A 14330-nucleotide genomic window follows, 5' to 3' on the forward strand; every position below is an offset into this window, starting at 1 on the left:
CCTACTGGATCCCCTCCTTCACCAGCCGCCAGTCCTGGCACGCTGCGGCCGTCGGCCCCCATTGCTGGGCGACCGCGCCGTCGGTCGGCGAACACCCGTCGATCTCGAGCAGCTTGCCGCTGTTCGCATTGACGAGCTGCCAGAACCCGCCGCTCACGAGGTCGAGGTCCCAGCGTTGCGTCGCGTTCCCGGTCGGGCCCCACTGCACCGCATCCACGCCGTCGGCCGTCGCCGCCCCCGGGATCTCGAGCAGCTTGTGGCTGTTCTTGTTGACCACGTGGTGCGTTCCCGAGCTCGCGCTCTGCAGTTGCCAGACCTGCGTCGGATTGTTCGTCGGACCCCACTGGCCGACCGCAGCGCCGTCCGTGGTGAGCGCGGCGAGCACCTCGAGCAGCTTCCCGCTATTGCGGTTGACGATGTGGAACTCGGGATCGGGTGTGACGCCGGAGCGGAACACCTGGATCTGATCGATCTCGGCGTAGGTGCCCTGATAGCCGAACTGGATCGTGTTGGCTCCGGCGGCGAGGGTGGTCGTGAACTGCGCCCACAGATACCGACCCCAGTGCGCGGTCGGCGGATAGCTCACCGAGAACGCCGAGCCGCCGTTGACGCGGACCGCGTGACTGCTCGTGCCCGGCATACCGTTCGCGTAGCGGACGTTCACCGTGTAGGTCCCCGACGCCGGCGCATCCACCGTGAACGCGACCGTGCTGTCTGAGAAGTTGATGTCGCCCACCTTCGATCCGTTGGAGGCGTCCGCGTGTGTGACGAGCGACACGTTCGAGAGGGTGGCGTTCTCCGCCTCGTACGCGATGGCGTTCAGCGGGACCGTGCCGACTCTGATGTCGTTGTACATGTAGGTCTCGCTGGGGTCGCTCGGGTTCGGGCGGTAGTTGTCGACGTTCGTGGCCTGGTAGAGGGTGCGCCCGTCGGGGCTGTAGTCGATGCCCTGCGCGAACCCGGTGATCGAGCTCGGACCGTCGAACGTCACCGCGAACGGCAGTCGTTCCCACGGCCCGGCGCCGAGGTTGTAGTTCACGAAGAAGTTCTGGCCCTGATAGACGTTGCCCGCCGGGTCCAGTCCCCACTTCGACGCGACCACGATCATGCCCTTCGGGCCGCCGGTGGGCACCCACTTCACGAACGGCGAGGATCCGATGCCGCTGCCGTCGGCGAGCTCGACCGGGGTGCCGAGACCCGTGGTGGTGCCCCAGTCGAGACCGTCCGGAGACGTCTTGAAGAACACCGGCGAGGCGTTGGGGTGGGCGTAGCCCACGGCGTTCACGACCTCGTACGTGGCGATGTAGCTGCCGTCGGGCAGCCGGTCGACCGTGATCATCCCGGGCCGGTGCGTGTTGTCGGTCGGTGCAGAGACGTTCGACAGCGCTCCCCACGTCAGGCCGCCGTCGGTCGAGCGCCGGTAGGAGATCGCCTGCAGGACGCCGTCCGCCTTCTGCCGCTCGTCCGAGAAGTAGGCGACGAGACCGCCGTACGCGTCGATCGCGAGCGTGGGCTCCCAGACGGTGGTGGTGGTCGAGGTCGGGCTCGGGTCGTAGACGGCGGGGCCGCCGGTGTCGATGGTGCTGAGGTAGGACCAGGATGCGCCGTGGTCGCTGCTCGAGTAGACGACGAGCTTGCTGACCGAGGCGGGGTCGTCGCGGTCTGCCGGCCGGATCTGCCCGGTGAGCAGAATCGTCCCGGCGGGGAGGTCACCCACCGCCTGCGGGAGCTCGTAGAGGAACGGCTGCGCGGTGCGGTCGAGCTGTGTGGTGTCCTCCTGACCCGGGATGCCCGGGAAATCGGCGCCGGGATCGACCGCGGAGATCTTCTGCCAGGTCGCGCCGTCGTCGGTGCTCTCGAAGATCGGCCACTCCTGGTGACAGGCAAGGAGCGGGTTCGCGAGGCACGCCTGGGTGTCGACGACGGGGTCGGGGCTGGGGCTGACGTCCTGGATGAGGCGGGCATCGTCGAAGGTGGCGATGAGCGTGCCGTTGGCTGCGCCGCTGTGTTTCAGCGCAAGCACCTTGGCGTAGGCGGTGCCGGTCGCGTCGCCGCCCTCGTCGTTGAACGACGATCCGTTCGGCGGCGCATAGACCAGGGATCCATTGCCGGTCGTCACGGCGTGGGCCGGGCTCGCGACGAGCACCGGACCGATGAGGACTGCTGCGGCGATCACCGCCGCTCCGACGGCGGTTCGGGGTCGTGATGGTTGCGTACGAGAGTGCTTCATTGCGTCTCCTCGGTAGACGTACCTGCGGAGTCCGGCGCACATGCAGAGCCGGTTCTCCGGTTTACATCGTTGCAATCGAAGGCTTGCACAACGTTGTACTCTCGTCAAGAGCGCCGTGTCACCTCCGCGCGCCGCCCGCGCGCCGACGCGCGCGCACGATACAACGATGGGAACGACCCATCGCCGACCACAGATGGAAGGGACGAGCATGGCGGCAACGCTGCACGACGTCGCCAAACTGGCGGGCGTCTCCATCAAGACCGTCTCGAACGTCGTCAACGACTACGTGCATGTGCGACCCGAGACGAGGGAACGGGTGCAGCGCGCCATCGACGAGCTCGCATACCGGCCGAACCTGTCGGCGCGCAGCCTGCGGTCGGGCAAGAGCGGCGTGATCAGCCTCGTGCTCCCGGAGCTCGGCCTCAGCTACTTCGCGCAGCTCGCGGACGCGGTGATCGCCCGAGCCGACGCGCATGGCCTGATCGTGCAGGTCGAGCAGACCAACGGCGACCGTGAGCGTGAGATCGCGATGCTCTCGAGCCCGCGGCGGCAACTGGCCGACGGGTTGATCTTCAGCCCGCTCGGCATGGGACAGGAGGATGCCGAGCTGCTGCAGGTCGACTACCCGATGGTGCTGCTCGGCGAGCGCATCTTCGGCGGGCCGGTCGATCACGTGACGATGCGCAACACCGAGGCGGCGAAGGCCGCCACCGAGCTGCTGCTCGCAGGAGGACGCCGTCGCGTCGCCGTCATCGGCGCGCACGAGAACGAGGTGATCGGCTCAGCGGGCCTCCGGCTCGAGGGGTACCGGCAGGCCCTCGACGCCGCCGGCATCGCGTACGACCCGCGTCTCGTGACGTACACGACGCTCTGGCACCGCGCCAACGGCGCCGAGTCGATGGCCGAGCTCATCGCGTCCGGCGCCGAGTTCGACGCGGTCTTCGCCATGAACGACGCACTCGCACTCGGCGCCATGCGCGTGCTGCAGCACGCGGGATACCGGATCCCCGAAGACGTCCCGCTCGTGGGCTTCGACAACATCGAGGAGGCCGACTACGCCGTGCCGAGCCTCACGACGATCGATCCCGGGCGCGCACCCATCGCGGCCCGCGCGGTCGATCTCCTCGTCGAACGCATGGGCGATCCGGGGCGTCCCGAATCGGCCGAGGAGATCCTGGTCGACTTCGAGATCATCCGGCGCGAGTCGCACTGAGCGACGCACGCGCCAGCGCGCGGAACCGGTCGGCGACGGGTGTGTGCACGCGCCGCAGCGCACCGGTGTCATCGGGCTCGAGCGCCCAGAGCCCCATGCGGAGCCGGTAGTCCATCGGCGCCCCGTTCCCGTAGCGATACGTCCACTCGACCATGTCCGTCAGCGACCACCAGGTATAGCCGACCAGGTCGACCCCGCGCGCGCGGAGCTCGTGCACGGCCTCGACCGAGGCATCCAGCCACGCCATGCGCTCCTCGACCGTCCCGGTGAAACCCGTCTCGGTGAGGAAGACGGGTTTGCCGTACCGAGCCGCGAACGAGGCGAGCACATCCGTGAGGCCGTCGGTCCACGCGTTCACGCGTGGTCGCAGCTCACCGGGCCCGCCGTGCAGGAACACTCCCGCCTCGAACACCTCGGTGGAGTGCTGCGGGTAGTAGTTCACGCCGACGACGTCGGGCTCGGCGACGTGCTCGCGAGCCCACGTGAGATCGTCGTCGGAGAACCCGTTGGCGACGAGGTACGGCACGAGCGGATGCTCCGCCCCCACGCGTCCCGTCACGAGATCCTGGACGACGTAGGCGCGGTGGCGGAGGTGCTCGGTGAGCTCGGGGTGGGCCGAGAGGTCACCGTCGAACCGGAACGACGCCTCGACGTGCACGAAGTCCGCAGCGGGATCCAGCTCGGCGATGGCCGACTGCGTCCGCACGATGCCCCGGGCGATCGATCGCAGCACGGTGACGAAGCCCCGGTCCCCGGTGAGGTAGGGCGGCCAGTGGCCGAACTCGCCGCAGTACATCGTGTTCAGCAGCGGCTCGTTCGCCGGAGTGTAGTGCCGGATGCGGCCCCGGTAGCGCTCGGCGACCGCCGCGCCGTACTCGGCCACCCGGCGGTCGTAGTCGGGGTTCGCGAACTCCCCCTCCAGCCAGAGCGGCGTCCCGTAGTGGATCAGGTCGGCGATGAGGTCGATCTGCTCCTCCTCGAGCCGGTCGACCACGCGGTCCAGCCAATCCCAGTCCCACACGCCAGGTTCGGGGTTCACGCGGTACCAAGGGATACCCCAGCGCAACATGGTGGCGCCCGAGCGTGCCGTGAGCGCGAGGTCCTCCTCCCAGAACCGGTAGTGCTGCATGAGGTCGTACTCGTCGAGCGCGCGCTGCCCGGGGCGGGTCTGCGGGACGAACGTGTCCTCGATGCCGACGGCGAAGTGCAGCCGGCCGTCCTGGAACCATGGCTGGGTCATGCGGGGTCTCTCCTGGGATCGGTGCGGTCGATCGGCGAGCTGACGGCCCGCGGGAGCACGCGTCTCTCGCGGGCCGTCAGCTCGTGGCGGGGTCACTCGGCGAGCGTGGCCTCCATCTCGGTCTGCGCGGTCTGCAAGAGCTCGGCGATCGCTCCCCCGGCCATCGCCTTCTGGGTGGCGGTGTCGAGCTCGGTCAGGATGTCGGCCTGCGGGATGACGCCCGGCAGCAGCGCCACGCCGTACTGCGACTGCTCGGTGAGCGCGGCGACGACGGGGTTCTCGGCGACGTCCGCAGCATCCACGTCGGTCGTGAGCGGGGGCCAGCCGGATGCGAGCGACCAGGTCACCATGTTCTCGGGCTGGTAGAACCACGTCAGGAACTGCTCGGCGGCGGCCTGCTCCTCGGCGCTCGCCTGCGCGGTCACCGTCATGTCCACGGCGAGCGCCGACGCCTTGATGCCCGCGGGGCCGGCCGGCAGCGCCGCGATGCCGTACTCGATACCCGACTCCTCGGCGATGCTTGCCATCCAGGGGCCACCGAGCGTCATGGCCGCCTTGCCGGCCTTGAACAACTCGTCCGCGTCGACGCCGGTGAGTCCGGTCGGCGAGATCTGGTGGTCGCGCACGGCTGCGGTCCAGTACTCGAGCGTCGCCACATTCTCGGGCGAGTCGACGAGCACCTCGCCCTCAGGGGTGACCACGTCGCCGCCGCCGCTCTGCAGCAGCGAGATCCACACGCCGTTGCCGACGGTGGCGTTGTCCTGGAGCGCGAGCCCGTACTGCTCGGGCGTGCCGTCGCCGTTCTCGTCGACGGTGAGCGCGGTCGCCGCCTCGACCCATTCGTCCCAGGTCGTGGGCACCGCGACGCCGGCCTCGTCGAACAGCGTCTGGTTGATGAACATCGTGAGCGGCGTGAAGCTCAGCGGGGCGCCGAATCGCTCGCCGTCGGCGAGGCCCGTCTCCACGGCCTGCGGGTTCAGCGTGGAGGCGCCGCTGTCGGGCGAGTCGTACCACTCGTCGAGCGGCAGCAGCGCACCTCGCGAGGCATAGACCGGGATGTTCTCCGGCGGAAGGGCGAGCAGCTGCGGGCCGTTGCCGGCCGTGAGCGCGGGCAGTGCGGTGTCGAGGAGTGTGGCCCACGGCTTCGTGACGGGTGTGATCTCCACGCCGTCCTGCGACTCGTTGAATTCGGCGACGAGCTCGTCGAGCACCTTGCCGTCGGCCTCGGTGTAGCCGTGCCAGAACTCGAGCTCGACGGTGCCGCCCGTGGAGTCCGCGTCGGCTGCGTTCGTGCAGCCCGTGAGGGCGAGTGCGATCGTGGCCGCCGCGGCCGCCGCGATGGGAGGGATGGACCTGCTCATGGTGGGAGTCTCCGTTCGACTGCATTGTCGGGTTTGCCAGGGATGCGAGGAAATGTACAACGATGTAATTGCTGCGGTAGCCATATGGTGACCCAGGAGCGACCCGGAAGTCAAGGCGGGGGTCCTCGATCGATGCGACCCCGCACGATCATCGGCTTGACGCCGTCGCACGCTGGTACGTATGGTGCATTACAACGTTGTACTCGACCCGAGGTGAGGAAGCCAATGGTCACTGGAGCCCCACCGGCCCCCGCACGCCGACACCGCACCCCGGCGCGGCTCGGCGGCAGCGGGCCGCTCTCGCCACGCGCACGCCGATGGCTGACCGTGGTCGCGTTCCTGCTGCCCGCGCTCGCGGTCCTCGGCACGTTCAACTTCTGGCCGATGATCGACGCCCTGCGGCTCTCGTTCACCGACGCGAGCGGCTTCGGGCGGGAAGAGTTCGTCGGGCTCGAGAACTACCTGCGCGTGTTCACGGATCCGGCGATCGTGCGCTCGATGGGCAACACCATCCTCTACGCGGTGCTGTTCACCCCGACGGCCGTCGTCGTCGCCCTCGTGCTCGCACTCGCGCTGAACCACCCGCGGCTGCCGCTGCGCGGATTCTTCCGCACCTGGCTCTTCCTGCCGTTCATCGTCTCGCTCGCGGTCGCCGCGTTCGCGTGGCAGTACCTCCTCGACCCCCAGGTCGGCCTGCTCAACCACTGGCTCCAGTCGTTCGGTGTTCGCATCGGCAACGTCTTGCAGGACCCGATGCTCGCCATGCCGACGGTCGCGCTGATCGCGGTGTGGAAGAGCTTCCCGTTCTACATGATCGTCTTCCTCGCCGGGTTGCAGGAGATCCCGCAGAGTCTCTACGAAGCCGCGCGCGTCGACGGCGCCTCGGCCTGGTCGCGCTTCCGTCACATCACGCTGCCGCTCCTCGGCAACACGACCGGCTTCGTCCTCGTCATCGCCACGATCGCGGCGCTGCAGGCGTTCGACCAAATCTACATCCTCACGAACGGCGGCCCCTACCGCAGCACCCAGACCGTCGTCATGCAGATCTACGAGTCGGGCTTCAAGAACCTCGAGCTCGGGTTCGCCTCCGCGCTCTCGTACGTGCTGCTCGTGGCGACCCTGCTGCTCGGGCTCGTCCAGTTCGCCCTCTCGAGCCGACGCGCAAAGGATGCCGCAGCATGAGCACGACCACCCGCCTCGCCACGGCACCATCGCCCGAGGCATCCGCGCCCGCTCGACGCACCGGAGGCCGGCCGCGCCGCGGCCCGCTCCCCGAGCGCGTGGGCGGCTGGCTGCTCTTCGTCGCGATCGCCGTCGTCACCGCGGTCACCGTCCTGCCGATCGCGATCATCGTCCTCACGGCGTTCAAACCCGTCGCCGAGGTCAACGCGTTTCCGCCGACCCTGGCCCCCACCGACTGGACGCTCGACAACTTCACACGCATCTTCGCCGACCTGCCGTTCGCGCGCCTCATCGTCAATAGCTTCGTCTTCGCCGGCGGCGTGACCCTGTTCGCGCTCCTGTTCGACTCACTCGCCGCGTACGTGCTCGCCCGGATCGACTTCCGCGGGAACCGGGTGCTGCTGATCGCGATCATCGCGAGCCTCATGATCCCGTTCCAGGCGCTGCTGATCCCCGTGTACCAGGTCATCGCCGACCTCGGCTGGATCAACACCTACTGGGGGCTGATCCTCCCCCGCGCCGCCGACGCCTTCGGGATCTTCTTCCTACGGCAGTTCTTCCTCTCGCTGCCGCAGGATCTCGACAGCGCCGCGCGGCTCGACGGAGCATCCGAAGCGCGCATCTACTGGAGCATCGCCCTCCCGAACGCCGTCCCCGCGCTGCTCACGCTGGGCGTCTACACCTTCGTGAACAACTGGAACGACCTCCTCTGGCCGCTCGTGCTCACGACCGATGCGCAGATGGGCACCATCACGTCGGGACTCACCCAGCTCACCGGGCCGGGCGGCATCATCCCGTTCGGAGTGATGATGGCCGGCTCGCTGATCGCGCTCATCCCGCTCGCGATCATCTTCCTCTTCCTGCAGCGGCGCTTCGTGGCGAGCGTCGCGAGCACCGGATTGAAATAGCCGCAGCTCCCCCGACCTCGCCCACGCACGCCGGCACACCGGCGCCCACGCCAACCGTCTCGACCAGAAAGCAGTCTGTATGCGCTCCGCTCACCTCGCCCTCGATCCGGACCACACGGTCGGGCCCATCCGCCGGGAGCTCTTCGGCGGCTTCGTCGAGCATCTCGGACGTCACATCTACGACGGCATCTACGAGCCGGGGCATCCGACCGCCGACGCCGATGGGTTCCGCACCGACGTGATCGAGCTGGTCAAAGGGCTCGGCGTCACGACCATCCGATACCCCGGCGGCAACTTCGTCTCGGGATTCAAGTGGGAGGACTCGGTCGGTCCCCGCGAGACACGTCCCCGCCGGCTCGACCTCGCGTGGCATTCGACCGAGCCGAACGAGGTCGGCCTGCACGAGTTCGCCGGCTGGCTGGAGAAGGTCGGCAGCGAGCTCATGCTCGCGGTGAACCTCGGCACGCGCGGCGTCGCCGAGGCGATCGAGCTGCTCGAGTACAGCAACATCCCGGGCGGTACCGAGCTCAGCGAGCGGCGGATCGCGAACGGACGTCGCGAGCCGTTCGCGGTGGAGATGTGGTGCCTCGGCAACGAGATGGACGGGCCGTGGCAACTCGGTCACCGCAGCGCCGACGACTACGGCAAGCTCGCCGCGCAGACCGCGAAGGCGATGCGCATGCTCGACCCGTCGGTGCGGCTGGTGGTCTGCGGTTCCTCGAGCGCCCACATGCCGACGTTCGGCGAGTGGGAACGGGTGGTGCTCGGCCACACCTACGACGACGTGGACCTGATCTCGTGCCACGCCTACTACGAGGAGCAGGACGGCGACCTCGGCAGCTTCCTCGCGTCCGCGGTGGACATGGACGGATTCATCGAGTCGGTCGTCGCCACGGCCGACCACGTGCGCGCCGTCAACGGTTCGACGAAACGGATCGACATCTCGTTCGACGAGTGGAACGTCTGGTACAACTCCCGGTTCGAGCAGGTCGACAAACTCGCCGGCATCGGCAACTGGCCCGTCGCACCGCGCCTGCTCGAGGACGTCTACACGGTCGCCGACGCCGTCGTGTTCGGCAACCTGATGATCTCGCTCATCAAACACGCAGACCGGGTCGCCTCGGCATCGCTCGCCCAGCTGGTGAACGTCATCGCCCCGATCATGACCGAGCCGGGCGGACCGGCCTGGCGGCAGACCACGTACTTCCCGTTCGCGATCACCTCCCGGCTCGCGCGTGGACGGGCGCTCCGGCTCGCGATCGACGCACCGACGTATGCGACCGGGCGGTACGGCGAGGTGCCGCTCGTCGATGCGGTCGCGACCCACGACGACGAGACCGGGAACAGCGCGCTGTTCCTCGTCAATCGCAGCGTCGACGAGGAGATCACCGTGCGCGTGGGCGTGCAGTCGCTGGGCGACGTCCAGGTCGTCGAATCGCACACGCTCGCCGACGCCGACGTGACCGCGAAGAACACGCTCGAGCATCCGGACCGCGTCGCGCCGCAGCGGAACACGTCCGTCCGCGTCGAGGACGGCGTGCTGACCGTGACCCTGCCGGCCGTGTCGTGGACGGCGCTCGCGCTCGGACGCCGCGGCGCGAGCTGAGGCATCCCGAACCGAGTCGCCGGCGCGATGCGCACGCGTGGCAGACTCTCCGCATGGGGGCGACGCGGTGAGGGTGCGGAACGGGCCGACGGACCGCCCGGCTGACTCGGTCGGCTACTCGGCGGCGCAGGTGCGTGCGGCGGAGGCGCCGCACCTGGCGGCCGGCGAGCCTCATGCGCCGTGCGGCGGCCGCGCTCGCGGCGGCGATCCGGCGCGAGGCGGCGATCCGGCGCGAGGCGGGCGGGGCGGATGCCTCGGGCGGCACCGTGCTCGTCCTCGCGGGTTCCGGCGACAACGGCGGCGACGCGCTGTTCGCGGCGGCCGAGCTCGCGCAGGGCGGGCTCGAGGTCGTGGCGATCCCGACGGGGTCGCGGTTGCACGACGAGGCATCCGCGGCGGCCCACGCAGCCGGCGTGCGGTTCCTCGACCGAGACGACGATGCCGGGTTCGCCGTCGCCGCGGACGCGGCCGCGCTCGTGATCGACGGGATCCTCGGCACGGGCACGGGCACGGGTGCGGGTGCGGGCGCGAGCGCGAGCGCGGGCACGGGCGCGAGCGCGAGCGTTGAGCCCGCCCTGCGTGGGCGCGCACGTGAGCTCGTCGCCGCACTGCTCCCCGTGGTGGAACAGACGGGCGCGCGCGTGATCGCGGTCGACCTCCCGAGCGGCATCCACCCCGACGACGGCAGCGTGCCGGACCCGACGGTCCTCCGCGCGACGCTGACCGTCACCTTCGGGGCGATCAAGGCCGGCCTGCTGCTCGAGCCCGGCGCCGGCTACGCCGGACGCATCGAGCTCGTCGACCTGGGCCTCGGCCCCGAGCTCGCCACGATGACCCCGCTCATCTCCCCCTGAACGGCCCGCACGCGGACTGCTGTGCTTCGAACGGTCGCGAATGGCGGGTGGGCGTGACGGGGACCCGCCATCCGTGACCGGTCGATGGCCGCCGATACGCTGGGACCATGACCGGACCTTCGATGCCGCCGCCCAACGCTCCCGCACCGAACACCGTGCACTACACCGCACCACCCGCCCGGCCGCTGCTCGCCCCCGGGACCTCGACGTCGACGCCCTGGATCTGGGTGATCGTGCTGCTGCCGATGGTCGGGCTGAGCTCGATCTGGCTCCTGGACCCGATCCGGCTCATGCCGGCGCCCGGCGACCTGGACTCCGTCGAGGTCATGCCGTTCCGCATCTGGGCCGACCCGATGATGCTGCTGATCGTCGGGGTCAGCTATCTCACTTCCGCGGTGACGATCGTCGCCGCCTTCCTCGACTTCCGGGCACTGGAGCGCATCGGGGTGGTGCGACCGTTCCACTGGGCCTGGGCGTTCACGACCCTCGCGGTCGGCCCTCTCGTCTACCTGATCGGTCGCACCGTCATCGTCGGCAAGGTCACGCCGGGCCGCGGCGGCGCGCCGCTCTGGGCCGCCATCGCCGTCACGGTGCTCGGCATGATCAATGTCGGGATCTGGACGTTCTGGCTGATGGGCCGCGCGCTCGATTGGGCGTTCGCCGTCGGCGCGGTCTGATCCCAGCGCCACCTGGACGACGCCCCCGGCCTTCGGCCGGGGGCGTTTCACGTGTGGCGCCCCGACGTGTCCAGCACTCTGCGCGATGGAATCGGGCACGGATTGTCGGGTGCCGAAGTCCGGCGACGCACACGCTGGAAGCACGAGGCAGCCTCCGTTCCGGCCAAGCGGTGAATGCCCTGCGCCACGGACGCCCCGGCGCGCCCGGCACTCGAAGGGAAGCATTGTGGACACTCGCATCATCGACCGCCCGGCCTTCCGCCTCGTCGGCTACGCCGCTCGCGTTCCGCTCGTCGATCACGGACGCAACCCGCACATCGAGGCACACATCACGTCGCTGCCGACGGATGCACATAGGCGACTCGAGGCGATCGGAGACACCGAACCGGCGGGCTTACTCCGGGTCAGCGCAGACGTCGACCCCGACTACGCGGAGGGCAGTCGGTTCACGTTCGTGTTCGGCGTCGCCCTCGACACACCGTCGCCGGTGCCCGACGGTCTCGACCTGATCGAGGTGCCTGCAGGCACGTGGGCCGTGTTTCGCACGACCGCGTCATTTCAGTCCGCGTGGATGAGCATCGTCAGCGAGTGGTTCCCGTCGAATCCTTGGCGTCTGCGCCCGGGGCCGTCGATCGTCACCGACCGCGGAGATGAGCACGGCCCTTCGACGGCCGAAGTCTGGATACCCGTTGAGCGCGCGTAGAGACCCGGTTCAGGATGGCCGCGCCCAGTTCACCCGGCTGGAACGCAACGTGATGCAGATCTCACGCCCGAACGCGCGATTCCAGCAGTGGGAGGCGTTGCGGCGAAATAGGAACAAGCGACAGCGAGCTGGCGAGTTCCTGGTGCAGGGAGTGCGACCGATCAGCGTCGCCATCGAGCGAGGTTGGCCGATCCGCGCCGTCCTCTATACCGCGGACCGGTCGCTGTCGCAGTGGGCCGTGCGTGTGCTCGAGCGATCAGGGGGCGAACGGGTGGCAGTCGCGCCCGAGTTGCTCCGCCAGTTGAGCGACAAAGCACAGCATGCGCCCGAGTTGGTGGCCGTGGTGGCGATGCCGGACGATCAGCTGTCCCGGATCCCTGTGGAGTCATCGTTCCTGGGCATGGTGTTCGATCGCCCCTCCATGCCCGGCAACATCGGCACCATCGTCCGGTCGCTGGACGCGTTCGGCGGTTCGGGACTCATCGTCACCGGACACGGCGCCGACCCCTACGACCCCAAGTCCGTCCGCGCGTCCACGGGGTCCGTGTTCGCGATTCCGATCGTCCGATCGCCGTCACCTCAGCCCGTGCTGGCCTGGGCACGAGCGCAGCGCGCTGCGGGAATCTCGCTGACCGTCATCGGGACCGACGAGAACGGCGCGGACGACATCGCCGACCTCGATCTGACGGGCCCGACGCTGCTCGTGATCGGCAACGAGACCACCGGGCTGAGCGCCGGATGGCGGGAGGCGTGTGATGTCATGGCGCGGATTCCCATCGGCGGCGCCGCCAGCTCGTTGAACGCCGCAAGCGCAGCCACGGTCACGCTCTACGAGGCCGCCCGCCAGCGCGGCCGTCCATAGCGAGCGCGAATGGCCTATCGTCACGCGCTGACGCGCGAGAGCTACGCCGACCTCTCGGGTGGCGTCCTGCACTCCGCCCCGGGATTCCCCGCGTTTCCCGTCCGCCTGGCGAGCGAGATGTTTCAGCGCGCCCTGGCGCTCGCACCGAGCTCGACAGCACAGGTATGGGACCCCTGCTGCGGCAGTGGTCACCTCCTCACCACACTGGTCCTCCTGCATCGCCGCGACATCACCGGCGTCCTCGGCACCGACCTGGACCCGGCCGCGCTGAGGCTGGCTCGGAAGAACCTGGACCTGCTGAGCGAGCACGGTATGGATGTCCGCTCAGATGAACTCCGTGCGCGGGCCGAACGGCTGGGCAAACCCGCATATCTCGATGCCGCCGCGGCGGCTCAGCGGCTCGCTCGCGGACTCGCACGGCGCGGCGGCGCACTCCCATATGGTGTCGCGCGGGCAGACGTCTTCAACCCCGATCAGCTCCGTCGCGCCCTCGATGGGCGGCGCCCGAATCTCGTCATCACCGACGTCCCCTACGGCGAGCAGACGTCGTGGGCCGGGCCCGATGGCGCGGCAGGGATCGACGGCATGCTGAGGGCGCTCGAGGAGGTGCTCGACGATGATGTCGTGATCGCGGTGGCCACCCGGGGTCGCAAGGCGGGCTTGGCCGGCGTACGTCGGCCCATCGCATCGTTCAAGATCGGCACCAGAGTCGTGGGCTTCTGGCGCGTCGCACGCTGACACGGAATTATCGCCTCGATGCGGAGGACTTCGCCGCGACCATCTCCGCCGAACCGGGCCCACGTTCCCCGTACACGCAGAAGCCCTCGGCCGATGGCCGAGGGCTTCCGAAACGTGACCCAATTCGCGACTCAGGCGTGACGTCCGTCGCGACTCATCACATTGGTGGATCTGAGGGGACTCGAACCCCTGACCCCCTGCATGCCATGCAGGTGCGCTACCAGCTGCGCCACAGACCCATCGGGACCTCAGCCCCAGATCGCTACTCCGCTCTCGCGGGCAACGGATTCAGATTACACCGCGGTGGCCGGGATATGAAATCGAGCCGGTCTCACTCCGCGGCTTCGGCGGGCGCTTCGAGCAGCGGTTCGACAGGGATCGGCGGGCAGTCGAGCCAGAGGCGTTCGAGCCCGTAGTACATCCGGTCCTCGCGGTGGAACACGTGCACGACCAGGTCCCCGAAGTCGAGCAGGACCCATCGGCCGTGTTCGCGGCCCTCACGGCGCAGTGCGCGGCCTCCCAGGCGGTCTTCGACCTCGTCGGCGATCGCGAGCACGTTGCGCTCGGAGGTGCCGGTGACGAGCAGGAAGACGTCCGCGAACGGCATCGCGCCCGACACGTCGAGCGCGACGAGGTCCTCACCGCCCTTGGCGTCGGCCGCGCGCGCGGCCACCGCGAGCTGGTCGAGAGCGTGGGCAGAGGCGGTCATGCGTTCCCTTCAGGGAGGACGGCCCGGTCGGCGCGACCGGTGTGGCG

Annotated in this window: 13 protein-coding genes and 1 tRNA gene; 9 read left to right on the plus strand and 5 right to left on the minus strand. The window is 69.3% G+C overall.

Annotated features, from left to right (window positions below):
- Window position 1: 1 nt before the first annotated feature.
- Window positions 2–2176, minus strand: coding sequence for an RICIN domain-containing protein (locus tag QU602_RS11145; RefSeq protein ID WP_308796524.1), 2175 nt, complete (start codon window positions 2174–2176; stop codon window positions 2–4).
- Between the two features lie 262 nt (window positions 2177–2438).
- On the opposite strand from QU602_RS11145, the gene QU602_RS11150 reads away from it, so the two are divergent.
- Window positions 2439–3443, plus strand: coding sequence for a LacI family DNA-binding transcriptional regulator (locus QU602_RS11150; RefSeq protein WP_308796525.1), 1005 nt, complete (start codon window positions 2439–2441; stop codon window positions 3441–3443).
- On the opposite strand, the gene QU602_RS11155 is transcribed toward QU602_RS11150, so the two are convergent.
- Together QU602_RS11155 and QU602_RS11160 are read right to left on the minus strand one after the other, a co-directional pair.
- The gene (locus QU602_RS11155; protein ID WP_308796526.1) at window positions 3421–4683 is read right to left on the minus strand and encodes a family 1 glycosylhydrolase; all 1263 of its coding nucleotides are present in this window, start codon (window positions 4681–4683) and stop codon (window positions 3421–3423) included. The two genes, QU602_RS11150 and QU602_RS11155, sit on opposite strands and share 23 nt — an antisense overlap.
- Before the next feature lie 92 nt (window positions 4684–4775).
- Window positions 4776–6044 (minus strand): ABC transporter substrate-binding protein, encoded by a 1269-nt coding sequence (locus tag QU602_RS11160; protein ID WP_308796527.1) that lies wholly within the window; start codon window positions 6042–6044, stop codon window positions 4776–4778.
- Between the two features lie 225 nt (window positions 6045–6269).
- Between QU602_RS11160 and QU602_RS11165 the strand changes: the two genes are divergently transcribed.
- From QU602_RS11165 to QU602_RS11200, 8 genes are all read left to right on the plus strand, one after another.
- Window positions 6270–7226 (plus strand): carbohydrate ABC transporter permease, encoded by a 957-nt coding sequence (locus QU602_RS11165; RefSeq protein ID WP_308796528.1) that lies wholly within the window; start codon window positions 6270–6272, stop codon window positions 7224–7226.
- Window positions 7223–8134, plus strand: coding sequence for a carbohydrate ABC transporter permease (locus tag QU602_RS11170; protein ID WP_308796529.1), 912 nt, complete (start codon window positions 7223–7225; stop codon window positions 8132–8134). Before QU602_RS11165 ends, QU602_RS11170 begins: the two co-directional genes overlap by 4 nt.
- 79 nt (window positions 8135–8213) lie before the next feature.
- On the plus strand, window positions 8214–9740 hold the full coding sequence (gene arfA / locus QU602_RS11175) for an arabinosylfuranosidase ArfA (protein WP_308796530.1): 1527 nt from the start codon (window positions 8214–8216) through the stop codon (window positions 9738–9740).
- A gap of 173 nt (window positions 9741–9913) precedes the next feature.
- Entirely contained in the window at window positions 9914–10594 is a 681-nt protein-coding gene (locus tag QU602_RS11180) for an NAD(P)H-hydrate epimerase (protein WP_308796531.1), read from the plus strand.
- Window positions 10595–10701: 107 nt separating this feature from the next.
- A complete protein-coding gene (locus QU602_RS11185) occupies window positions 10702–11271 on the plus strand; it encodes a hypothetical protein (RefSeq protein WP_308796532.1) in 570 nt (189 codons plus the stop codon).
- 226 nt (window positions 11272–11497) lie between these two features.
- Window positions 11498–11974 (plus strand): GyrI-like domain-containing protein, encoded by a 477-nt coding sequence (locus QU602_RS11190; protein ID WP_308796533.1) that lies wholly within the window; start codon window positions 11498–11500, stop codon window positions 11972–11974.
- A complete protein-coding gene (locus QU602_RS11195) occupies window positions 11961–12836 on the plus strand; it encodes a TrmH family RNA methyltransferase (RefSeq protein WP_308796534.1) in 876 nt (291 codons plus the stop codon). Before QU602_RS11190 ends, QU602_RS11195 begins: the two co-directional genes overlap by 14 nt.
- Before the next feature lie 9 nt (window positions 12837–12845).
- Window positions 12846–13574 (plus strand): hypothetical protein, encoded by a 729-nt coding sequence (locus QU602_RS11200; RefSeq protein ID WP_308796535.1) that lies wholly within the window; start codon window positions 12846–12848, stop codon window positions 13572–13574.
- Window positions 13575–13737: 163 nt separating this feature from the next.
- Here the strand turns inward: QU602_RS11200 and QU602_RS11205 are convergent.
- Together QU602_RS11205 and rsfS are read right to left on the minus strand one after the other, a co-directional pair.
- Window positions 13738–13813, minus strand: a tRNA-Ala gene (locus QU602_RS11205).
- A 92-nt stretch (window positions 13814–13905) separates the two neighbouring features.
- Window positions 13906–14283: a ribosome silencing factor gene (rsfS, locus tag QU602_RS11210; RefSeq protein WP_308796536.1), complete on the minus strand. Its 378-nt coding sequence runs from the start codon at window positions 14281–14283 to the stop codon at window positions 13906–13908.
- Between the last annotated feature and the right edge of the window lie 47 nt (window positions 14284–14330).

Source organism: Agromyces protaetiae, from assembly GCF_030866785.1.
In the GTDB taxonomy this organism is placed as follows: Bacteria; Actinomycetota; Actinomycetes; order Actinomycetales; family Microbacteriaceae; genus Agromyces; species Agromyces silvae.